This window comes from Chlorogloeopsis sp. ULAP02 (assembly GCF_038404745.2).
GTDB lineage: Bacteria > Cyanobacteriota > Cyanobacteriia > Cyanobacteriales > Nostocaceae > Chlorogloeopsis.
The window spans coordinates 58,010-80,499 of record NZ_JAYKTT020000080.1 but is presented as its reverse complement, the minus strand read 5'-3'; the positions used below and the strand labels follow the sequence as shown (position 1 = coordinate 80,499).

The 22,490-nt window shown below is 40.1% G+C and carries 19 protein-coding genes and 1 pseudogene; 12 read left to right on the top strand and 8 right to left on the bottom strand.

Annotation, left to right across the window (positions count from 1 at the left end; translation table 11 throughout):
- Positions 1–246: 246 nt before the first annotated feature.
- Positions 247–1,572 (top strand): sensor histidine kinase, encoded by a 1,326-nt coding sequence (locus U2718_RS28810; RefSeq protein ID WP_341993636.1) that lies wholly within the window; start codon positions 247–249, stop codon positions 1,570–1,572.
- 48 nt (positions 1,573–1,620) lie between these two features.
- Here the strand turns inward: U2718_RS28810 and U2718_RS28805 are convergent, their stop codons facing one another.
- The 5 genes from U2718_RS28805 to U2718_RS28785 form a co-directional block, all read right to left on the bottom strand.
- Positions 1,621–2,601: a glycerophosphodiester phosphodiesterase gene (locus tag U2718_RS28805; RefSeq protein ID WP_341993694.1), complete on the bottom strand. Its 981-nt coding sequence runs from the start codon at positions 2,599–2,601 to the stop codon at positions 1,621–1,623.
- 50 nt (positions 2,602–2,651) lie between these two features.
- The gene (locus tag U2718_RS28800; protein ID WP_341993637.1) at positions 2,652–3,326 is read right to left on the bottom strand and encodes a hypothetical protein; all 675 of its coding nucleotides are present in this window, start codon (positions 3,324–3,326) and stop codon (positions 2,652–2,654) included.
- A 23-nt stretch (positions 3,327–3,349) separates the two neighbouring features.
- Positions 3,350–4,009: a DUF2834 domain-containing protein gene (locus U2718_RS28795; RefSeq protein ID WP_341993638.1), complete on the bottom strand. Its 660-nt coding sequence runs from the start codon at positions 4,007–4,009 to the stop codon at positions 3,350–3,352.
- 133 nt (positions 4,010–4,142) lie between these two features.
- Entirely contained in the window at positions 4,143–5,222 is a 1,080-nt protein-coding gene (hrcA, locus tag U2718_RS28790) for a heat-inducible transcriptional repressor HrcA (RefSeq protein WP_341993639.1), read from the bottom strand.
- 395 nt (positions 5,223–5,617) lie between these two features.
- A complete protein-coding gene (locus tag U2718_RS28785; RefSeq protein ID WP_341993640.1) occupies positions 5,618–5,977 on the bottom strand; it encodes a rhodanese-like domain-containing protein in 360 nt (119 codons plus the stop codon).
- Between the two features lie 485 nt (positions 5,978–6,462).
- On the opposite strand from U2718_RS28785, the gene U2718_RS28780 reads away from it, so the two are divergent.
- From U2718_RS28780 to cysE, 3 genes are all read left to right on the top strand, one after another.
- The gene (locus U2718_RS28780; protein WP_341993641.1) at positions 6,463–8,118 is read left to right on the top strand and encodes a DUF3352 domain-containing protein; all 1,656 of its coding nucleotides are present in this window, start codon (positions 6,463–6,465) and stop codon (positions 8,116–8,118) included.
- Positions 8,119–8,295: 177 nt separating this feature from the next.
- Positions 8,296–8,787, top strand: a complete 492-nt coding sequence (locus U2718_RS28775; protein ID WP_341993642.1) for a hypothetical protein — start codon at positions 8,296–8,298, stop codon at positions 8,785–8,787.
- A 244-nt stretch (positions 8,788–9,031) separates the two neighbouring features.
- Positions 9,032–9,796 (top strand): serine O-acetyltransferase, encoded by a 765-nt coding sequence (cysE, locus tag U2718_RS28770; protein ID WP_341993643.1) that lies wholly within the window; start codon positions 9,032–9,034, stop codon positions 9,794–9,796.
- A 97-nt stretch (positions 9,797–9,893) separates the two neighbouring features.
- On the opposite strand, the gene U2718_RS28765 is transcribed toward cysE, so the two are convergent.
- Positions 9,894–10,478 carry an Npun_F5749 family FMN-dependent PPOX-type flavoprotein gene (locus tag U2718_RS28765; protein ID WP_341993644.1) on the bottom strand — a complete coding sequence of 195 codons (585 nt, stop codon included), beginning with the start codon at positions 10,476–10,478 and terminating at the stop codon, positions 9,894–9,896.
- A gap of 3 nt (positions 10,479–10,481) precedes the next feature.
- Positions 10,482–11,342, bottom strand: a complete 861-nt coding sequence (locus U2718_RS28760; protein ID WP_341993645.1) for an alpha/beta hydrolase — start codon at positions 11,340–11,342, stop codon at positions 10,482–10,484.
- A gap of 237 nt (positions 11,343–11,579) precedes the next feature.
- Here U2718_RS28760 and U2718_RS28755 point away from each other — a divergent pair.
- The 6 genes and pseudogenes from U2718_RS28755 (at position 11,580) to U2718_RS28730 (ending at position 17,218) form a co-directional block, all read left to right on the top strand.
- A pseudogene (locus U2718_RS28755) lies at positions 11,580–12,395 on the top strand (DUF1206 domain-containing protein).
- A gap of 165 nt (positions 12,396–12,560) precedes the next feature.
- A complete protein-coding gene (locus tag U2718_RS28750; RefSeq protein WP_341993646.1) occupies positions 12,561–13,715 on the top strand; it encodes a glycoside hydrolase family 10 protein in 1,155 nt (384 codons plus the stop codon).
- 12 nt (positions 13,716–13,727) lie between these two features.
- Complete coding sequence (locus U2718_RS28745; protein ID WP_341993647.1) at positions 13,728–14,195, top strand: DUF2358 domain-containing protein; 468 nt, start codon at positions 13,728–13,730, stop codon at positions 14,193–14,195.
- A 459-nt stretch (positions 14,196–14,654) separates the two neighbouring features.
- Complete coding sequence (locus U2718_RS28740; RefSeq protein WP_341993648.1) at positions 14,655–15,362, top strand: phosphatidate cytidylyltransferase; 708 nt, start codon at positions 14,655–14,657, stop codon at positions 15,360–15,362.
- Positions 15,363–15,458: 96 nt separating this feature from the next.
- The gene (locus U2718_RS28735; RefSeq protein ID WP_341993649.1) at positions 15,459–16,223 is read left to right on the top strand and encodes a cyclase family protein; all 765 of its coding nucleotides are present in this window, start codon (positions 15,459–15,461) and stop codon (positions 16,221–16,223) included.
- The gene (locus U2718_RS28730) at positions 16,220–17,218 is read left to right on the top strand and encodes a fumarylacetoacetate hydrolase family protein (RefSeq protein ID WP_341993650.1); all 999 of its coding nucleotides are present in this window, start codon (positions 16,220–16,222) and stop codon (positions 17,216–17,218) included. Before U2718_RS28735 ends, U2718_RS28730 begins: the two co-directional genes overlap by 4 nt.
- A gap of 154 nt (positions 17,219–17,372) precedes the next feature.
- Here the strand turns inward: U2718_RS28730 and U2718_RS28725 are convergent, their stop codons facing one another.
- On the bottom strand, positions 17,373–18,659 hold the full coding sequence (locus U2718_RS28725; protein ID WP_341993651.1) for a sensor histidine kinase: 1,287 nt from the start codon (positions 18,657–18,659) through the stop codon (positions 17,373–17,375).
- Positions 18,660–19,226: 567 nt separating this feature from the next.
- Between U2718_RS28725 and pcrA the strand changes: the two genes are divergently transcribed.
- A complete protein-coding gene (gene pcrA, locus U2718_RS28720; protein ID WP_341993652.1) occupies positions 19,227–21,569 on the top strand; it encodes a DNA helicase PcrA in 2,343 nt (780 codons plus the stop codon).
- Positions 21,562–22,323, top strand: a complete 762-nt coding sequence (locus U2718_RS28715; RefSeq protein WP_341993653.1) for a class I SAM-dependent methyltransferase — start codon at positions 21,562–21,564, stop codon at positions 22,321–22,323. Before pcrA ends, U2718_RS28715 begins: the two co-directional genes overlap by 8 nt.
- The last annotated feature ends 167 nt before the right edge of the window (positions 22,324–22,490 follow it).

Here is a 22,490-nt window from a genome sequence, read left to right as displayed (position 1 = left end):
CAGAGAAGACTGAGGGTAAAAAGTCTAGAGGATTTGAGAGGGATTTTGCGTAAGTCCTATCATACTTTGTTGTGTGATTACTAAGTTCAACTTAGTAACGAGGGTAGGAGGGTGATGAGTTGCTGTCTCTGTGCTGTAGGGGGCAGATTTACTCTTACAGGGAAAACAGCTGGAAACAAATGATTTCAATTTTGAGTTGTAATTTGGGAAATATATAAGCAGATCGGTACTAAAAATCAAAAAGACATGACTTCAGTCATTAAAGAAGCAGAAAAAAATTATGATGAGACTATTTTAGTAATTGATGATAGTCCCACTAATATAGAAGTTTTATATACGACTTTAAGTAATGCAGGCTATAAAGTTTTGGCTGAGAGAAACGGCATCAATGGAATTGAAAAGGTTAAAAATCATCCACCAGATTTGATTTTATTAGATGTGATGATGCCAAAATTAGATGGTTTTGAAACTTGCCGTCTTTTACAAACAGACTTATCAACCAGAGATATTCCAATTATTTTTATTACATCACTTTCAGAGATAGAAGAGAAAATTAAAGGTTTAACCTTAGGTGCTGTTGATTATATTCTTAAACCCTTTCAACAAGAAGAAGTATTAGCTAGAGTTAAATTACATTTAAAAATGCGAAGATTAAATTTAGAGTTAGATGAACAAAAGCAGCAACTAGAAAAAAGAGTACAAGAAAGAACTGCTGAACTTTCTCTAGCTTTAGAGCAACTTAAAAAAACTCAGTTACAACTGGTACAAAGTGAAAAAATTTCCTCATTAGGACAAGTGGTTACTGGTATTGCCCATGAAGTCAACAATCCTATTGGACTGATTTCCACTAATTTATATCATGCTAGTAATTATGTTGAAGAACTTGTTAAATTGATTCATCTTTACCAAAAAAAATTTTTCTACCCAGGAAATGATATTGAAGAAAAAATAGAAGCAATGGATCTAGTTCATATTCTAGAAGATTTACCGAAGCTGATTTCTTCAATGAAAGTAGGAACGGATAGTATCCGTAGCACTATGCAATCTCTACAAAACTTTTCACGAGCGGATGGAGAGCGAAAAAAAGCTGTTGACATTCATGAAGGATTAGAAGTAACTCTGATGATTTTACAGCATCGCTTGAAAGCCAAGCCCAAACGCCCCGCTATTCAAGTTATCAAAGAGTATGGTAATTTACCAAAAGTAGAATGTTATCCAGGACAACTAAATCAAGTCTTTATGAATCTACTCATAAATGCGATCGAGTCTTTGGATGAATCTATATGCCTAGAATACAATACAAAAATTATTTATCCTCAGATTCGTATAACTACTACTATAGATAAACAGCAAGTAACAATTAGGATTGCAAATAATGGCATAGGAATGAAAGATTTAGTACCTAGTCAAATATTTCAACCTTTTTTCCCTCTTCAACCTCAGGAAGCAGGAAATGGATTAGGGCTTTCAATTAGTTATCAAATTATTACCGAGAATCATGGTGGAACATTGCAGTATATTGCCTTGACAGAAGGGGGTACAGAATTTTTAATTCAAATTCCACCTTCTTAAAATTCTTATTTAATTTCTGCTCTTAAATAAATTAGAAAAATAAAAACTTTATTTCATATTTAGAAAAACAGAAATAGCCGTATCAGGATAATCACTGAATACACCATCAATTCCTAAATTAAAAAACAGTTCATACTCTCCTTGAGGATTTTCTTGTAATTCCTGTGGCAAAAATAAATTTTCATTGCGGAAAGTCCATGCATGGATTAGCAAATTAGCCGCATGAGCATCACTAACTAAAGATGTTGGTGATAATAATTTACCGTTATTATCTCTAGGCACAAGTAAATTTTTATGAATACCAATAGCTTGAGCATAACTTGAAATTTTCTTTAATTCTTCTATTTTTACCAAATCTGTATAGATTCGAGTATCGCTATTCACTATAAAATCATAAGGCTTACCACTAATATTAAGCAGTTGTACTAGGGGTAAATCAGTTTTTGTAGATAAGTATTTAAGGTTACTCACCTCAAAGGACTGAATAAAAATAGGTGCATTATTTTCCTCATACCCATTAGCCTGCAAAGTTTCGATCAGAGTATCTTCTAGCGACAAACCAATCGATTGAAAGTAAGTTGGGTGCTTAGTTTCTGGGTAAATTCCAATAACGCGTCCTATTTCTATACTTTTACGCTTTGCTAAATCAATAACTTCCTGCAAGGTAGGAATTTCTAAAAGTCCATCAAACTTTGTATTTTGAGGACGCAATTGGGGAATTCGTTCTTTCGCTTTTAATGTTTTAATTTCTGCCAGAGTAAAATCTTCAGTAAACCAGCCTATTTTGGCTTCCCCATCGATAATCTTGAGAGTTTTACGACTTAAAAATTCTGGACGAACAGCAATATCTGTTGTTTCAGAAATTTCATTTTCATGACGAGCAATTAAAATACCATCTTTAGTGATAACTAAGTCTGGTTCAATGAAATCAGCACCCATCTCAATCGCTAATTCATAAGCAGCTAGTGTATGTTCTGGACGGTAACCGCTTGCGCCTCGATGTGCAATGATAATTGGTTTTTTTTGCATCAAAGTTATAGGCACAATTTCACTAGTATTTTGCTTTGTAATGTATTATCCTAATAGGCATTTTCTGCTTGCCTAACTTGAATACTAGGTTCCGGTAATGGAGGACGCAGACAAAGATAGATAAGAGGGCCAAATAACGGTAAAAACGCTACAGCCCAGAATAGTTGGAGGTTATTCAAGCCGCGCCGTGCCATATCATCACCCAAAACAGTTGGGAATAACAGACAGAACAAGCAAAATGCCAAACTCATGCCATGAATGAAGCGATCGCCCAAAAATTGCTGCCAGTAACCTGCCCAATCGCCAAAAATCACAGCATAGGCAAATAAGCCAATAGTGGTTAAACTCTGGATGACACCAAAAAAGCGAGAATCTAACAACTGTAAAAAAGCATCTTTTTGTCCAGAAAATTCTTGATTGGGTTCGCGAGATGCCAAGTAAGGCAGCAAACCAATTACTCCTGCTCCTACTGTTGCTAAAGCAAAAGGCCAAAAAGGAGTCTTTTGCATTCTGCCATCAACAAACAGAAGGGCGCTATAAATAAATAGCCAGATGCCAATCAGAGAAAATAGTGACAGGATAACGGGATTTACCTCTGTCCAATTCAGGGTGAAGATATTTTTTAGTAGCGTAACTGTGGCTTCTAGATCAAAAGGTGGAGCTAACCACAAAACATAAGCAATAAATCCAGCCCACAGCGACCAAAGTGTTATTCTTCTAGTCATAATTATGAGTTTATACAGTTGTTCTAACTGGGTAACAGCTCTGAACTCGCTTCTGGTAAAGATGGACGTATACATAGATACATCAACGGGCCGAAAAGTGGAATCAGTGCCACCAACCAAAATATTTGAGGATTTTTCAACCCACGACGCACCATATCATCTCCCAGTAATGCAGGAAATAATGCGCAAAGTAGACAAAAATCTAAGCTCATCACATGAATGAAGCGGCTGGTTTGCCACTGCTGTACAAAATTATTCCAATCTCCTTGCCCTAATCCATAGCCAACTAAAATAGCCGCGCCTATAGTCAAAACCACACCAATCCAGCGAGAATCTAGTAGCTTTAGAAAAGTATTCTTTTGCCCAGAAAACTGTGTATTTGGTTCTCGTAGAGCTAAGTAGGGCAGCAGAGCAAAGGCTCCGACGACGAAAGATAGAGCAGCAAAAGGCCAAGCAGGGATTTTTTGCCCTCTACCATCTATAAATATGACTTCACTATAAATTACAGGCCAAACGCCCATAATGTTGAATAGTGAAATAACAAGCGGATTAATACCTTGCCATTGCCCCGTAGAAAGATTTTTAATCAACTCGAATGTGTCAGGTTGATTGGGAGGAGAAAATACAAAGGCATAGGTGATCAATCCTAGCCAGATTAACCAAAATACAGTTTTTTGTTGCATGAAGATTTATTTTACTGAAGCTGGCAAAATAAATAATTCATACTAAAGTTATAATTTTTAACGCATTACAATTGATGATTTCAACACTTTAAAAAAGTGAAGCATCTCATGCTGTGAAAATAGGGATACAAGATTATTGACTCAAGGCTTCCGATAGGTAATCAGCAGCTGCGGCTACGACTGCGATCGCTCCTTCATAATCTAAACGTGTTGGCCCCAAAACGCCTACACTACCTACAGGCACTGAACCACGACGATAGGTAGAAGAAATTAAGCTACAAGTACGTATGGGTTCGAGAGGATTTTCTGAACCGATCCGAACTGTCACTCGTGATTTACCAACTTCCTCTACCTCTGGCTCGTCAACTATTAATTGCCACAATTGTTCTTGTTCTTCTTCCAAGAGTTGGATAATTGCTTGCACTTGTTGGAGGTGCGAAAATTCTGGCTGCCGCAGCACTTCTGAGACACCGCGAACCATTATTTGTGTAGTGTTTGGTGTCAAACTCCGACGACTAAATTCTGCTAGTGACTCTTTTAAGTATTCGCCGTAGTGCTGAAATTCTCGATCCAACTGACTCCAGTCTAGGTTAGCTATTTCTAGGAGACTACGCCCCCGCAAATGATTATTTAGAAAGTTGGAAACAATTTGCAACTCCCGATCTATTACCTCTAGATCGAGTTGTCTTTCTTGTCGTTTTGGTGGCAAATCCATTAATGCCGAATGTGTCTCGTAACTATCCGTTACTACAATCAACATTACCTTTCCCGATTCAATCTGCACCAATTGTAGATGTCGTAGTTGAGCACTCACATTCTGCGGCATGGTAATCAAGCTAATGCAACCACTCAAGGTTGCTAAGATTTGAGCTGCTCCTTGCAATAGAGCTTCCAAACTCCAATCTTCCCACTTGAGGCGGTGTTGCAGTGCATCTTCTACCTGCCGTGCTAAAGTGTCAGAAGGTGTTATCAGCTTATCAACGTAAATGCGATAACCAGAGTCGGAAGGTACTCTGCCCGCAGAAGTGTGGGGCTGATAAAGTAGTCCAACTTTTTCTAACACACCCATCACGTTGCGAATCGTTGCTGAACTAACACCCAAGTTATATTCCTCAACTAAAGCTTTGGAACCAACAGGTTCTGCCGTGGCGATATAATGACGTACTGTTGCCCAGAGTATGTGTTGTTGTCGATTTGTTAGCTGGACTTGCATGGCGAGTAATTATCGAAGCTAAATTTAAATCAATTTTTGAAAAATGAAAAGTTTATCAGATGATTGCAATAACCATTAATAATTAGTTAAGCAAGATATCAAATTTAGAAGGTATCTTGGAATACGTAAAAACAAAGTGACTGTTTTACCTCTAGCAAAAAGTGTTCTCCAAATTAAGAAGTTACAGTATTTGCAATTTACGTATTATTTGTATGAGAGTGCCAAGTAGGCAGGTTTTAGTGATTAGTTTGGCGGATTCTCGCAAAAGTAGATTCAACAGCGGATGGACAAAGTATTTATAAATCAAGTGCTGCTAAGTATTTCCGCTTAGAATCTTGAATTAATATTGTCTTAAGTCCAGAATAGCAAAATCAAGCTGCTTTCGTCATTCCCGATTAATACTGAGGAATGGAAGGATCGACTAAGTTTGAATAAGCATCAATACCACCAGCAATATTTTTAACATTTGTAAATCCTTGATCAATAAGCCACTGACACATCTGAGCAGAACGAATGCCGTGATGACAGAGTACAAAGGTTTCAGCGTGAGGATCGAAGCGGGTTTGGATTTGATCTGCCCAGTCAGCAAATTGACTAAGAGGTAGGTTGACAAAGCCCTCAAGAGAAGCGATCGCTACTTCTTGTGGTTCGCGCACGTCTACCAACTGAAGGCTCGGCTCACCTGCTGATAAGCGTTGAGCAAGTTCTTCTACACTAATCTGGGTAATGAATTGACCAAAAGATTTACCTGTCATGAAGCTTTTGTAAACAATCTGAGAGATTTCCTAGATATTATTTATGTTCGCAGAAAATCTTCACGTTGACATGAGCATATACATTCAGTGCCATTAGCATAATGTAGAAGGCAGAGGGCAGAAGGTCATGTGATTAAATCACACAAGGAGGGCGTGAAAATTTGACTTTTCCTACACCTCTACACCCCCACACCCATTTTCAAGCTAGATGGCAGAAGGTGAGCCAGTGCGCCCTTGCGGGTTAAGCGCGTTGAAGCACCTGGCGTCACCTGGCGTCAAGTGGCGAACCCGAAGGGTAAAAGCCCTTTCTTGCTGAGATTTCAGACTTTGGCATTTTACATTTAATTATGCCCACCTACTTAATATTTGCTTTATTTTCTAAGGTGAACAAAGTTTTCGGATGAAAACCGCTTTTGGTGTAGAAGAAGGCGGTTTAATATTTTTGGGTGTAAGCACTACCCCAGGTAGTTTATGTGAAAAAAATTATGAAGCAAGGTTTATTATTTCGTTTGTTAGCAGCTAGTTTAACTATGCTGCTATCAATTGGTATTACTGGTTGCACTAACTCCTTCGGTAACAATCCTCTTGGAGGCGGAACTGCCACGCAGCCCAAAGCCACAATTTTTGTGTCTAAACAAGCGCCAGTAATGCTATCGATGCTGGTAAATCCAGATAAATTACAGTCTGTAGAACGTAATGGAGAAATTTCCAAGCTTAAAAGCAGCTTACTCGCTAATACTGGTATTGATTACAAACAAGATATTCAACCTTGGTTGGGGAACGAAATTACTTTGGCTGTTAACACCCCAGACATTGATCGCGATCCAGAAAACGGACTCCAGCCAGGGTACTTGATGGCGCTAGCAACTAATAAACCAGAAAAAAGTCGCGAGTTTGTGGATTTGTTATTTTCCAAACGGGCAATAGCTGGGACAAATTTAACAGTGGAACAATATGAAGGCGTAAAACTGATTGCTGATAAATCTCAGCCAGATCAGGTGCTGGCTGGGGCTGCGGTAGGAGATCGCTTTGTCTTGTTTGCTAACGATCCAAAAGTGCTGCGAGAGGCGATTAATAATGTTCAGGCTGCTGAGTTGAATTTGACAAACTCTAACCAATATCAGCAAGCAATCAAACAACTTCCCAAAGGTTCACTAGCAGTAGCTTTCTTGAATCTTCCTCTGGTAGCACAATGGCAAGGGTTAAAACTGCCAGAAACAGTAACCTATGATAGCGAACTAATTTCTCTGGTTTTACCTAATAATAAGGAATTAGTTGCAGAAACTACTTTTTTGGGACAAGGAGAAACTTCACCCCCATTACAGCCATTATCTAAAGCTAGTGGCGCATTACAGTATATTCCGGCTTCAGCAGGGTTAGCAATCGCCGGAGAGAATTTGAGTAGTTTGGATAATAGCAACTTAGCTCAACTCTGGCAACAAGTGGCAACTGCCATCTCTGGATCAGGAAAAGAAAGTTTATCTCGATTGGTACAACCATTAAGCGATGCACAAAAACGCTGGAATATCAACTTAAAAGAAGATATTTTTAGCTGGGTACAAGGAGAATACGCGATCGCATTGCTACCTCGCCCAGAGCAAACAAAACCCGACTGGATTTTTGTGGCAGAAAAAACTGAGGCTGCACCCCCAGGAATTTCCCATTTGGATGCGATCGCTTCCTCAAATGGGCTATCACTGAATACTTTTGACTTAGACAAGCAAAAAATTTCGGCATGGACACAACTCAAAGCTGCGAAAGTTGCCGATACTCAAGAAAAAAGCAAATACACCGTTGAGACAAAAGTATACGGAATACACACCACTCAGGGTAATTACGAAATTTTCGCTTCTAACCTAGAGACAATGGATGAAGTCCTCAATGCCAAAAACAATTCCTTAATTAAAAATCGGACTTTCCAAAATAGTATCGCTGCTATTCCCCAACCAAATCAAGGCTACGTCTATCTTGACTGGACAAAAAGCCAACAGATACTAGAAAGTCAACTACCAATTCTCAAACTCTTGAAAATAGTAGCAAAACCTTTTTTCCAAAACTTGCGATCGCTCACGGTAAGTAGTTACGGCGACAATACGGAATTGTTCAAAGGCGGTGTGTTTTTACAGTTTGATCGGTTGTGAGGTTAAAAGCAACAGATGAGGAGAAAATAGTCCATTTTTCTCCTCTGCACTCTTGCTAACTTAAAGAAACTGCAATTGTGGCACATTTCAATGTGTCACAGAATCTAAAAACTTAGCAAATCTACCTGTTATTCTCTGTATATAAAGCTACATTAATTCTATTTATAAAAAGTTACTATGACCAAACGTTGCCCCCGACTGCTTTTCGGTAGGGGCTTGATTTTAGCTGTATTTTCAATTGTTGTGCCTATACCTGCAATAGCAAACCCAGCTAATTTTGGTACGTTAACGTTGTTACCAGGTTTTGAGCAAACAAAAGGGACAATGACAGGCTATACAGGCGGTTCTTATTCTCTATCAGCTATTAGTAACCGCGATCGCCATAAAAATGCTTGTATTGGTTTTGCCGCTCCTACTCCAGATCACATCTTGGTTTTGAAAAAAAGCTTTTCTCATCTAAAAATACAAGTTAATAGTGGCGGCTACGATACCACTATACTTGTCCAGGGGCCAGATAAAAAAACAATTCGTTGCGGTGATGACACTGGCAAAAGTAAGGATGCCAGCATAGAAGATACTGACTGGAAAGCAGGAACCTATCATATTTGGGTAGCAACCTTTAATCCTGGAGTCAAGCGAGACTATACGCTTTCTGTACAGGAGAGATAGTGGTTAGTGGTGAGCCAGCACTGCGGGAGGGTTTCCCTCCGCAGGTGACTGGCGAACCCGGAGGGTTAGTAGTACAGGAGGCAGCGCGCCCGTGCGGGTTTAGAAGATAAGTTATCGGTTTGAACCGAAAGTTAATCAACAAAACCCGTTCCTACTAACTACTATCTATAACAATAGTTAGACGTTGCACCGATAACGTTAAGATAGAGTGTAGCTTGTTTGGCACAACGAGGGTACAAGAAGCGTGCTGTCTACACTTATTGCTGACTTTCGCATTATATTTGAACGTGATCCAGCTGCTCGTAACTGGCTAGAAGTATTATTTTGCTACCCCGGTTTGCAAGCTCTGCTGTTTCATCGCCTGTCTCACTGGCTCTACAGTATTGGCATTCCCTTCATCCCTCGCCTGATTTCCCATATCGCTAGGTTTTTGACGGGAATTGAAATTCACCCTGGCGCTACGATTGGTAAGAGTGTCTTTATCGACCACGGAATGGGAGTAGTGATTGGTGAAACAGCGATCGTCGGAGATTATGCCCTAATTTATCAAGGTGTCACTCTCGGTGGTACTGGTAAAGAAAGCGGAAAGCGGCACCCTACTTTAGGTGAAAACGTTGTAGTGGGTGCAGGAGCAAAAGTGCTGGGTAATATTCAAATTGGCAACAATGTCCGCATCGGCGCTGGCTCTGTCGTTCTGAGGGATGTACCTTCTAATTGCACTGTAGTAGGTATACCCGGTCGTATTATTTATCGTTCTGGAGTGCGGGTTGCCCCCCTAGAACACAATAACTTACCAGATTCAGAAGCGGAAGTAATTCGCGCTTTAGTTGATCGCCTGGAATTGCTAGAACAACAAGTACAAACCTTACAAGAACGCCAGCCGACAACCACCACTCCTGTTTTAGTAGGTATATTGAATTGCAACGAAGGTGACACACAAAAAAATGCTCCTGCTTGCAATATTAGAGATAAGGCAATTCAACAGTTTCTAGATGGGGCTGGGATTTAAGAAAGACGCGGCGACAATTAGACGTGGTGACGCAAAGAGAACAATTCCCCGTGTCCTCTTCATTCCCCGCGTCAATTTACACGAATTAAGTAACTCATCAAGGATTAATAGCTTCAATCGACCATCCTTGCTGCTCATCGTAACAGTATAGGCAGCGATTTTGCGGCTCACCACGCAATTCTAAATGGTCTACTTGTATTGGAGCAAGCAACAACAAGCAAAAATTTGATAGTGGCTGCATAGGATCTGGTGGAGGTGGTGCAAAGGCAGCTTGATCCTCTATTCTTGGTTTACCAGGATCAGGCCAAGTAAATTGTAAACGTGCCGCATCACTTAGTTTTTGCCAGGTTATATTGCGAGCTACTTGCAGCGTTGATTGAGAATTATCGCTTCCTACAAGAGTTAAGCAGCCAGTAATGCGGAATTGCTCGCGTGTGTTGGGAAAGTACCAGCAAACTTCAGCCCAAGGTTGCTGGTGGATTTGCTCGGCTTTTTCGCTGCGGGCATCGGTGATAAATTTGAGCTTGTTGGTATCTTCTAGAAAGCCGCGAAACACCACAGTACGATTAGCTGGGCAACCATTTGCCCTTACCGTTGCTAGCTGCAAATAGCGGGCATAAACAAGGCTGCGATTTTGATGGAGAGCGCGGGCGATCGCACTTCGCCAAGGAGCCATAGACATTGTTTAAAGCCCTAAAAACTCACGCATATATTCATTAACTAATTCAGGTTTTTCCTGCTGTACCCAATGACTACAATTAGGAATATACCTAATTTGTAAGTCTCTCACATAGGCTTCTGTACCGTAACTGAGTTCTTTTCCTAGCGCGGTATCATTCTCTCCCCAAATCATTAACGTTGGTACTTCTAGAATGCCCCAATTCGGATTGAGTATTTTCTGTTGAAAAACATTACGGTAATAGTTCAACATTGCTGTTAAAGCACCACGTTTGGCTGCTGCATCTTTGTAAGCGTCGATATCCGCTTGGGTAAAAGTACTTTTGTTCACTGCCATACCTTTAAAAGCAGTTTCAATCGCTTGATAGTCTGCCGATTGTATCACTAGTTCCGGTAGCCAAGGCAGTTGAAATAAAAACATATAAAAGCTTTTGAGCAACTGCTGGGGAGTGCGTAAACCTTCGCTAAATTTGGCAGGGTGAGGGATATTGAGAACAATTAATTTCTCTATCATTTCTGGATGAGCATAAGCAAAACACCAAGCGATCGCTCCTCCCCAATCATGTCCAACCAAAACACACTTTTCGTATCCTAACCCCTTAATTAATCCCTCAACATCTTTAATAAATTCATCCATTACATAAGCAGATTGCTGTTTTGGCTTATCGCTATCGTTGTAGCCACGCAAATCAACAGCAACGACCTTAAAATATTTAGCAAATTCAGGAAGTTGATGCCGCCACGAATACCAAAATTCAGGAAAACCATGCAACATCAGCATTAATGGCCCTTCTCCCTGAGTGACGTAATGCAGTTTCACTCCATTGGTGATGATATAATCGTGCTTCCAAGTCACTTGTACAGACATAATTTATCTACCCTACTAGATAAATAATCATGAACTCTTAGTACTTCATAATAATTGAACTTGAAGATTTAAGGCATACAAAAGTTTAGTTTTATTGTCTAATACACAATATATTCTTTATAAAAATTTCTAAAATTTCTCCTTTTTTTAGATTTAATCACGCAATTATCCCTGAGAAAGATGAAATTTGTCGGTGATTATTGCTAAAGGTATACATAATAACAAAATAAGAATAATATGGCACAACAACTAATACATCAACCCTCAGCTTGGATAGAGCGACTCGCTAAATTTGGTTATATATCTAAAGGTGTAGTTTACGGTATTATTGGAATACTGGCGTTACAGGCGGCAACGGGAAGTGGCGGTAAAACTACCGATCCTCAAGGCGCTCTTCGAGAAATTGTCAATCAACCATTTGGTCAATTTTTACTGTTATTAATAGCTATTGGTTTAATTGGATATGTGATTTGGCGCTTTGTAGAGGCAATAAAAGATCCAGATAATAAAGGCACGGATGCCAAAGGTTTGGCACAGCGAGCTGGTTATGCCATCAATGGTTTTATATATGCTGGTATAGCCTTAACGGCAATAAAACTTGCTCTTGGCACTGGAGGGAATGAAAATAGTAACTCTACTCAAGATTGGACAGCACGTGTACTTTCTCAACCTTTTGGTCAATGGTTAATTGGAATTGTAGGAGCATTTATAATTGGTCTAGGGTTTTATCAGTTTTATAAAGCTTTTAGTAATAAAATTCGTAAAGAACTTAACATATCAGAATTAAGTAAAAAAGAACGAAATTGGGTAATGTTTATTTGCAAATTTGGTGCAGCAGCAAGAGGAGTTGTATTCTGCATTATTGGTTGGTTTTTGATTTAAGCTGCAACTAAATCAGATGCCAGTGAAGCTGGAGGTTTAGATCAGGCATTACAGACGCTAGCCCAACAACCTTATGGCCCTTGGCTTTTAGGTATTGTAGCTTTAGGCTTGATTGCTTATGGCGTTTATATGGTAGTTCAGGCGCGCTACCGTCAGTTTGCCACCAGTTAAGTAGGTGTACGTAACTAAAAGTAAAATGCTTATCGCCAGAAACTAGACAGGATAAGCTTTTTTCCTTCTGCCTCTCCGAAGCTTTGAGCGGAGGTTTGCTCCGATCAAACTTCTCTCTGCCGTCTGCCTCCTGCCTTTTACTTAAAAGTTTTCTGCTATTTACACATGACACTTATCGAAACACGGGGCGTTTGGCTCACAACCACCGACAGTAAGGTTCTCCGTTCACAGCAGCGTATTGCTGAAGCGATGGATTTTCTTGCTGAAACTGGATTTAATGTTGTCTTCCCCGTTGTTTGGGGTAGGGGAGCGACACTTTACCCTAGTCAAGTCATGCGGCAGACATTTGGCATTGAAATTGAGCCTTTATCTGCCGGGCGCGATCCTCTAGCAGAAATTGTTGCCCAAGCACATCGAGTTAATCTCAAAGTCATACCCTGGTTTGAATATGGATTTGCCAGTTCCTACAAGATGAATGGCGGGGAGTTATTAGCGAAAAAACCGGAATGGGCAGCCCGTGACTGTCATAGCAAGCTGTTGGAGAAAAATGGCTTTGAGTGGTTAAATTCTCTCAACCCTGAAGTGCAAAATTTCATGTTGAATTTAATCTTGGAAGTTGTGCAAAACTACGATGTTGACGGCATCCAAGGAGACGATCGCTTACCTGCACTACCTTGTGAAGGAGGTTATGATCGCACAACAATGGAACGCTACCGCCAGCAGTTTGGTAAAAATCCCCCCCAAAATTCCAAAGATCCTCAATGGCTACAGTGGCGTGCTAATATTCTCACGGAATTTCTAGCTCGCGTCTATCAATCAGTTAAAGCCGTCAATCCCAATTTATTAATATCCATGACCCCTAATCTACCAGATTGGGGATACCAAGAATATTTACAAGATTCCCGAACATGGATGGGAAGAGGTTTAGTAGATATGTTCCATCCCCAAATTTATCGCCGTGATTTCCTCAGCTACAAAAATGAACTTAATAAGATATTAAACGAGCAGTTATTCGCTAGGATACGACCAAAGTTAGCACCAGGAATTCTGATGAAAATAGGTTCTTACTGCATGAATCCAGAACACTTGTTGCAAGTAGTTAACTACAATCGTGCTTGTGGAATTCCAGGGGAAGTTTTCTTCTTTTATGAAGGGCTACGAGAAAATAACAATGCCTTAGCAAATTTGTTGCGACAAGGCCCTTATGCTCAATCAGCTACCTTTCCATCCCTGGCAGATTTGAATCAAGCTAGTACAACTCAAATAGCTTCTGATTCAATTTTACAACGTGGGCTGAGGATTTTCAGAAATATTTTTTAGAGGAAAATAAGCGTGGATTATCAATTGCAAGTGGAACGGGTAATCAAGACTCTCAAACAAGATTTACCCACACTTTTTGAAAAAGATATTTCCTACAATATTTATACAAAAGATATATATTTTCGAGATCCAGTCAATACATTTAAAGGGAAAATTAATTATCGCATTATCTTTTGGACTTTGCGATTTCACGCTCGCTTATTTTTTACGAAAATTTACTTTGATTTACATGATGTGTGTCAGTCAGATGAAGATATAATTTTGGCAAAATGGACGGTACGTGGCGTGTTACGCCTTCCCTGGAAAGCACGTATTTTTTTCAATGGATATTCCACATATAAACTTAACAAAGATGGTTTGATATATGAGCATATCGACACTTGGGATAGGGAACCAGGAAAGATTTTGCAACAGTTTTTTCGTAAAGGAGAAGATATGAAAAATGAAGCAGATAGTCATACTTATATAATGATGCGATAGAAAAGGCTCGTAGTCGCAATCTATGAGTAGAACTTTACTGCTAAGATAATAGACTTCTTGCAGCAATCACGATCTAGATTAATTACAACCACAGATGGACACAGATAAACACCGATAAAATCTGTGTCCATCTGTGTCCATCTGTGTTCGATTTATTTGCAAATAGAATGAGTGCAAGATGTTTAATGTACCCTTTTAGCCTTGCCACGCCAGTAGGGTGTGTTATGGCTTTAGCCTAACGCACCGCCAAACAATGCGGTGCATTGAGCGCTTGACAGAAAATTTTTCATGACAAATCACATCAAAAATATGCACTTAACACAACACCACCTTTGCCAAGAGCGGCAAAAATCTGCTGAATGAGTTGTATATTATCTTGTGGGGTCATTTTTGTTATATTCTTTGATTGTTAACTGCCAAGGGTGTTATCTGCTACGGCTTTTTTGAGAGTAAATCTTTATGTTATTTTTTACCTCAAGTTTTAGCCCATTGGTGGGCAATCTACTTGTCACACTACTAACTTTTATTTATGTTTTCGGGCTAGTGGCGTTGATGAATTTCTGCGTTACACGTTTTGGTTTATCACAGGATATTAGTCGCAAAATTACGCACATTGGTGCTGGCTCAATTATTGTATTTTTACCACTTTATAACGATTTACATTGGTCTAAATATTTAAATGTCACGATTTTCGTAGTCTGGTTTATTCTTCTGATCCTAAAAGGATTTTTTGCTAGTCCTGATGATGAAGCTGTAAAAACTATGACTCGCACGGGCGATCGCCGCGAACTTCTGAAAGGCCCGCTTTATTTCGTAATTGTAGCAATTATTTGCGGTACGGTTTGGTATAAAGCTTTTCCAGGTATTGTAGCAATGGCGAGTCTTGGTTGGGGTGACGGTTTTGCGCCAATTATCGGCTCTCGATATGGCAGATGGAAATACCAAATTTTGAGCACTAAAACTGTGGAAGGAAGCCTGACGATGTTTATTTCTGCTTTTATTGCTAGTATATTTTTTGTTTGGCTAATTTTACCTAGCGAATTAAATATTAACCGGATTTTGATAATTGCGTTAATTGCTACATTTGTTGAAGGATTTAGCCCCAAAGAAGTTGATAATATTTTGATTCCAGTAGCAGCGATCGCGGCAGCAAATTTTATATTTTAAGTCAGATTAATAGTCGTAACTTATCTTATTATTTAGCAAATAAATAACTTCTAGAATGACACCAAGTTATTACTAGAAAAATTCCAATAAAAAATTATGCGAATCATCGATCTGAGTGATACGCTACAAAATGACAAAAGCTGGGCGCCTTGGTGGGCTAGTAACTCAGTCACTTATCAGGATCATAAATTCGGTAGATTTGCCATTTGGCTACTTTTTGGAATTACACCTAAATATCTGCGTAACAAACTGGGTTGGGCTAATGATGTCATCAAGCTCTCTACTCATGGCACAACTCACATGGATGCACCCTGGCACTATGCGCCTACTTCCGGAGGCAAGCCTGCTAAGACAATCGATCAAGTGCCTTTGGAATGGTGCTACGGCGATGGTGTTGTTTTAGATATGCGCCATAAGGAAGACGGTTCTGCAATTACCGTGGAGGATGTGAAATTAGCTCTGGAAAAAATTGACTATCAACTCAAGCCTTTCGATATTGTATTGATACAAATTGGCAACGATCGCCGACTGGGAACACCAGAGTATTTCACTCATGGGTGTGGAGTGAGTGCAGAAGCGACGCACTGGTTAATCGATCAAGACATCAAAGTGATGGGAATAGATTCTTGGGGTTGGGATGTACCACTACCAGTACAGGCAAAACAGGCGAAAGCAACCGGGAGAAAGGATGTTTTCTGGGCTGCTCATTTTGTGGGCATAGATAAGGAATATTGCCAACTTGAACGGTTAGTTAATTTAGAGCAACTACCGCCCCATAGTTTCAAGGTGGCTGCTTTTCCATTAAAAGTTAAAAATGGTTCTGCTGGCCCAGCGCGGGTGGTAGCAATTATAGAATCATGAAACTTGTAACTTTTTTACCTTGTTCTCAACCTCAAGCTACTCCAACTGTAGGCGTGGTTGTAAATGGCGACACCGTGGTAAATTTGCAAGCTGGCAGAAAAATGATGGCAGGTAGCTCCTCGCCCTTTTTTGTTGATATGCTTGCTTTTCTTGATGCAGGAGAAGCAGCGCGAGAAGAAGCCGAGCAGGTGATAAATTTTGTTTGTACCCAACGCCCACCGGAAATTACTTACTCACTTTGTGATGTTCAATTACTCTCTCCGGTGCCACAACCGCGATCGCTTCGTGATTGTTTGGTGTTTGAGAAGCACCTCATCCAAGCAACTCGTAGTGTAATCGGCTGGTACTTGCCACCGCTTGCTAAATTAGATACTTGGCTAGAAAAGTTACGCGGGCGATCGCTATTTAGCCCACCAAAATTCTGGTATAAATCGCCAGTTTACTACAAAGGAAATCCATTTAGTGTTGTCGGTACAGATGCTAAGATACACTGGCCTGCCTATACACAAAAGCTAGACTACGAATTAGAAATTGGTATATTTATCGGCAAAACAGGACGAAATATTACTGAGGCAACAGCACGCAACTATATTGCCGGTTATACAATTTTCAATGATTTTAGCGCTCGTGACATTCAAATTCAAGAGATGAAATGTCGCCTCGGCCCGGCGAAAGGAAAAGATTTTGACACAGGTAATGCGATCGGCCCTTATCTAGTTACCCCAGACGAAGTTCCACAGCCCTATCATCTGACAATGAGCGCTAAAGTCAACGGCGAAGAATGGTCACAAGGTAACAGTAACAGTATGCACTTCACCTTTGAAGAAATTATCGCTTACATCTCAAAAGATGAAACCTTGTATCCAGGAGAATTTATTGGTTCTGGCACAGTGGGTAATGGTTGTGGATTAGAATTAAACCGATGGTTGAAGCGAACAGATGTAGTGGAATTAGAAGTAGAATCTTTGGGTGTGTTGCGAAATATAATTGTTTGAGGACAAGTTGTTAGTTGTTCTAGGTAAGGGCAGGTTTATCAAATAAAATGTTAGTTCAGTAAAGATATTATCCGTAAAACCTGCCCTCACAGATTTTTCCGGGCATAATACAAAAAGGTTCCTTCTGCCCTCTGTCCTCTGGCTTTTTCTCCCTTTACACCACTTTATTTGGTAGCTCTTTCTTTAAAGTAAAAAAGAATGTACTACCTTGTCCTACCTCTGATTCTACCCACACTTTACCACCATACATCTCGACAATCTTCTTCACTAAAGCGAGTCCAATTCCAGTACTATCTGAATCTTTACTGTCAGATAATTTTTGAAACATTTGAAATATTCGGACAAAATGTTGTTGTTCAATTCCAGGGCCATTATCGGTAACACTTATTTGCCAATCATTATTCTCTTCAATGCAAGCAATCACTATTTTACCTTGAGGTTTATCCATAAATTTAATGGCATTACTTAATAAATTTTGGAAAACTTGTTCTATGCGAGTTTTCTCAAAATAGGCAACAGGTAATTGATTAGCTATTTCTATTTGAATATTTTCTAGAGGTTGAAAAAGCTCGATAACTTCTTTAACTATCTCATTTAAATTTACTTTTTGAATCGTTTCTTTGATGCGCCCAACTCTAGAATATTGTAAAATTGCTTCAATTAAATTGTGTAGCTTTTGCACTCTATGGATCAGCAAATTAATTAATTCTTTTCCCTCAGCATCTAATTTATCGGTATAATCGGCTAATAGCCATTCTGACAAAGAATTAATACCTCGTAATGGCGCTTTCAAATCATGGGAAACTACATATGCAAAATCATTTAATTCTTTATTTGCACTTTTAAGTTCTATCAGTAGCTGCCCCATTTTGAGTTGAGATTGCTGATGTTGAATTATCTCTTGCTGGAGTTTATCATTTGTTTTTTCCAGTTCGGCAGTGCGCTGATTTACCAGTTCTTCCAGATGTTCTTTGTATTGTCGTAACTCATGCTCTACTCGCCTGCGTTCTGTAATTTCCTCTTGTAGAGCTTGATTAGCTACTTCTAACTGTTCAGGGCTAGGAAGTGCAAGTGCTTGGGGAACTAAAGGTATCAGTGTTAAAGCTGTGTAAAAAGAAATCATAGCTGTGAAAGCCTTAATCGCACCTGACAACCAATAATCAGGATGCCAAAGTGTCCACACTTCCATAATGTGAGTTGTACCACAAGAAATAATAAAAGCTCCAAATAAAAGAAAAATACTCTTAAATGGTATATCTTCTCTTTTGCGGACAAAATATAATAGTGTCAAGGGAATTGAGTAGTAGGAAAGTGTGATAATCGCATCTGATAAAATATGTAGTCCCACTAACTCCGGCTTCCAAAGATAACAATGTCCATGAGGAATAAAATTACCTAAAAAGAAAAAGTTGTTAACAAATTCCACTGTCAAGTCCCCCATGCATAGGATATTGTAACTATATAAAAAGGTTTATATAAGAGCGAAAAATTATGAGCATTTAGAGTCTAAATTATCGCTTTGCTAATCGTTCATTTCAAATTCTTACTTAAGAGATTAAATAAGTTTGAAAATAAGCGATCGCCAATTACTTACAGAATCCATTTCTAAATCTTCTGACTCTTGAGTACTATTCTCTGATTACTTGTTCATAAATATTATGTATTGCTTCCAAAAACAAAAACAACACAGTTAAAAGCGGTTGATTGATGCACCGCAACCAAATTTTGTAGAATTTATTTTCTCATGTACTCGGCTGCCAGCCTCAAAAATTTTAAGGAAATCGTAAAATACGTATTACAATATTTACATTTAGTAGTATAGCGAAAATCAAAAAATCTATTGTCTTGTTGGTGTAGAGATTACCGTTGCAATCTGTTCACAAATCCATAAAATCTTTCTTGAGCTAGTTTCGTTAGGATAGTGTAGCCTAAGCAATAGCTGCTTTAATAGTTAAACGCCAAGCGATATATGCGGCTGGTGCCTTAGTCTTACGTAAACCTTGAATCCATGACAGCAACCATTGACTTTCTTAGTCACCTCAACCCCAGTCAACGCCGCGCCGTTGAGCATTTTTGCGGCCCTTTATTAGTTGTTGCTGGTGCAGGTTCCGGCAAAACACGAGCACTGACTTATCGCATTGCTAACCTGATTTTGGAACATCGTGTCGATCCTGAAAATATCCTGGCGGTTACCTTTACCAACAAAGCCGCACGGGAGATGAAAGAACGGATTCAAAAGTTGTTTGCCGAACGGTTAGCGATCGCAGAATTTGGTGAGCGTTTTGAGTTATTGCCAGAATACGATCAAGTCCAACTCAAGTCGCGAGTTTGGCGTACTTATATTAAAGACTTGTGGTGCGGTACTTTCCACAGCTTATTTTCTCGGATTCTCCGCTTCGATATTGAAAAATACCAAGACGAAAAAGGGCGCAGGTGGAATCGTAACTTTTCAATATTTGATGAATCAGACGCTCAATCTCTTGTCAAAGAAATTGTCACAAAACAACTAAATCTAGACGAAAAAAAATTTGAACCCCGTTCTGTACGCTACACAATTAGTAACGCCAAAAACCAAGGTTTATCACCACAAGAATTTGCCAAAGAGCAACCAAACTATCGCGGACGGGTAATCTCAGAAGTTTATAGTTACTATCAAGATAGACTAGCAGAAAATAATGCCCTTGATTTTGATGATTTGATTCTCATGCCTGTGAGATTATTTCAGCAAAATGAGCAGGTATTGGGTTACTGGCATAACAAGTTTCGCCACATTTTAGTAGATGAATATCAAGACACTAACCGCACTCAGTACGACTTGATTAGCCTGTTGGTAACACATGGTGAAACTAAAAGAAGTAATTGGGAATGGCGCGATCGCTCAGTTTTTGTTGTCGGTGATGCTGACCAATCAATATACTCATTTAGAATGGCTGACTTTACCATCTTGCTTGACTTTCAGCAAGACTTTGGGGATGGTTTGCCAGATGAAGACACCCGGACGATGGTGAAATTAGAAGAAAATTATCGCTCCTGCGAAAATATTTTGCAAGCAGCTAACCAACTAATAGAAAATAATACCCAACGAATAGATAAAATTCTCAAAGCAACACGTGGCGCAGGCGAGCAAATTTTTTCTCACAAAGCAGATGATGAAATGGCGGAAGCCGAATTTGTGATTAATCAAATTCGCACTTTAGAACGGCAAAATCCAGAATTGGATTGGGGTAGTTTTGCCATCCTTTATCGCACCAACGCCCAATCTCGTCCGTTTGAAGATATTTTGGTACGCTTAGGAATTCCCTACACAGTTGTGGGAGGCTTGAAGTTTTATGATCGCAAAGAAATTAAAGATGTACTAGCTTATTTAAGAGCTCTAGCTAACCCAGCCGATACAGTCAGTTTATTGCGAGTTATCAATACTCCTCGTCGCGGTATTGGTAAAGCTACAATCGACAATCTAGTCGGCGCTGCTCAACAATTAGGTACAACTTTGTGGGAAATATTAAGTGATGAGACATCAGTTAATACATTAGCTGGGCGCTCTGCTAAGTCTGTGAATAACTTTGCTCAGATGATGAGCCGCTGGCAAGAACAAGTAGAAACACTGCCAGTTTCCGAACTTCTCCAAGGAGTGCTAGAAGACTCTGGTTACGTGCAAGATTTACTCAATCAGGGAACAGATGAAGCCGAAGACAGAGTGCAAAACGTCCAGGAATTGTTTAACGCGGTACTGCAATTTCAAGAAGAAAACGAAGAAGTTACCCTGCAAGCCTTCCTTGCTAGTACCGCACTCAGTTCCGACTTGGATAACTTAAAAGAAGGACAAACAGCCGTTTCATTAATGACTTTACACGCTTCTAAAGGGCTGGAATTTCCTGTGGTGTTTTTGGTGGGGTTAGAACAAGGACTATTTCCCAACTACCGTTCTATGAATGATCCAAGCGCCTTAGAAGAAGAACGCCGCTTGTGTTATGTAGGTATTACTCGCGCTCAAGAAAGATTATTTATTTCCCATGCTCGCGAACGCCGCCTGTATGGAAATCGTGAACCCGCCATGCGATCGCAATTTCTAGATGAGTTACCCGAAGAATTGTTAGCTACTCATCGCTCAAGTTCCATTGCTTATACCAAAGGTGTTGGGAAAAGTACCTCGCAGCGTACCACCGTTGGCAAGCAAAGCTTTGGAGAAAATTGGCAAGTAGGCGATCGGGTTGTTCACAAAAAATTTGGCGAAGGTGAAGTAACGCACATATTTGGCTCAGGAAGAAAAATCTCTTTGGCAATTAAATTTGATAGTTTGGGGCAAAAAATTATCGATCCTCTAGTGGCGCAGTTGCAAAAAGTTGAGTGATAAAGTAGCGATTCACATGGAGAAGGCAGGCCCAAATTTTTATGACGATGAAGCGGTTTTTGCAACCTATATGCAACATCGTCAACGCTCAGATACACCCAATGAAACGCTTGAAAAGCCAGTACTGATGGATCTTATTGGACTCATTACTGACAAACGTATCCTTGATCTTGGGTGTGGTGATGCAGCAATTGGGCGCGAATTCCTCCAACAGGGCGCGGCGAGCTATGTTGGCGTCGAAGGCTCACACAAAATGGCCGCAATTGCCCGTCAAACGCTTGCTGACACTTCCGAGCAAATCATTCAGCAGACGATTGAGGATTGGACATATCCGCACGCAGCGTTTGATTTGGCGATCGCACGACTCTCCCTACATTATGTCGCCGACCTTGTGCCAATTTTTACCAAAGTCTTTGATGCACTCGTCCCGTCGGGACGGTTTGTGTTTTCGGTTGAGCATCCCGTGATTACATCGTGCGATCGCGGTTGGAAATCTGGCACGCCCCGCCAAGATTGGATCGTCGATGACTATTTCACAACCGGACTGCGAGTTACCAATTGGCTTGGTGGCACGGTGCAAAAATATCACCGCACGGTCGAAGACTATTTTCATCTCCTCCAAGAAGCTGGATTTATGATTGCAGATCTGCGTGAGGCGCATCCGCAACGCGAGTACTTTCACGACGTGCAAACTTACGAGCGGCGAAAGCGTATTCCGCTATTTTTGATTCTCGCAGCACACAAGCCTGGGTAGTAACGAACCTTTTATATATTTAAGCGGTACGTTAGGCTTAACGCCGTAACGCACCCTACTGTACGGGCGGGTTTAGAAGATAAATTCTCGGTTTGAACGTCAAAATTATCGGCAAAACCCGCACGGCAGTCGCTACAACCGGGGGAACCCGACGCCAGTTGACGCCA

Excerpts from the sequence above, each read along its gene's own strand:
- U2718_RS28765 (WP_341993644.1), bottom strand. The coding sequence starts at position 10,478 with ATGTCTATGGCTCCTTGGCGAAGTGCGATCGCCCGCGCTCTCCATCAA.
- U2718_RS28725 (WP_341993651.1), bottom strand. The coding sequence starts at position 18,659 with ATGGGGGACTTGACAGTGGAATTTGTTAACAACTTTTTCTTTTTAGGT.
- U2718_RS28750 (WP_341993646.1), top strand. The coding sequence starts at position 12,561 with ATGACACTTATCGAAACACGGGGCGTTTGGCTCACAACCACCGACAGT.
- U2718_RS28795 (WP_341993638.1), bottom strand. The coding sequence starts at position 4,009 with ATGCAACAAAAAACTGTATTTTGGTTAATCTGGCTAGGATTGATCACC.
- U2718_RS28805 (WP_341993694.1), bottom strand. The coding sequence starts at position 2,601 with ATGCAAAAAAAACCAATTATCATTGCACATCGAGGCGCAAGCGGTTAC.
- U2718_RS28730 (WP_341993650.1), top strand. The coding sequence starts at position 16,220 with ATGAAACTTGTAACTTTTTTACCTTGTTCTCAACCTCAAGCTACTCCA.
- hrcA (WP_341993639.1), bottom strand. The coding sequence starts at position 5,222 with ATGCAAGTCCAGCTAACAAATCGACAACAACACATACTCTGGGCAACA.
- U2718_RS28780 (WP_341993641.1), top strand. The coding sequence starts at position 6,463 with ATGAAGCAAGGTTTATTATTTCGTTTGTTAGCAGCTAGTTTAACTATG.
- pcrA (WP_341993652.1), top strand. The coding sequence starts at position 19,227 with ATGACAGCAACCATTGACTTTCTTAGTCACCTCAACCCCAGTCAACGC.
- U2718_RS28800 (WP_341993637.1), bottom strand. The coding sequence starts at position 3,326 with ATGACTAGAAGAATAACACTTTGGTCGCTGTGGGCTGGATTTATTGCT.
- U2718_RS28735 (WP_341993649.1), top strand. The coding sequence starts at position 15,459 with ATGCGAATCATCGATCTGAGTGATACGCTACAAAATGACAAAAGCTGG.
- U2718_RS28760 (WP_341993645.1), bottom strand. The coding sequence starts at position 11,342 with ATGTCTGTACAAGTGACTTGGAAGCACGATTATATCATCACCAATGGA.
- U2718_RS28740 (WP_341993648.1), top strand. The coding sequence starts at position 14,655 with ATGTTATTTTTTACCTCAAGTTTTAGCCCATTGGTGGGCAATCTACTT.
- U2718_RS28810 (WP_341993636.1), top strand. The coding sequence starts at position 247 with ATGACTTCAGTCATTAAAGAAGCAGAAAAAAATTATGATGAGACTATT.
- U2718_RS28785 (WP_341993640.1), bottom strand. The coding sequence starts at position 5,977 with ATGACAGGTAAATCTTTTGGTCAATTCATTACCCAGATTAGTGTAGAA.
- U2718_RS28775 (WP_341993642.1), top strand. The coding sequence starts at position 8,296 with ATGACCAAACGTTGCCCCCGACTGCTTTTCGGTAGGGGCTTGATTTTA.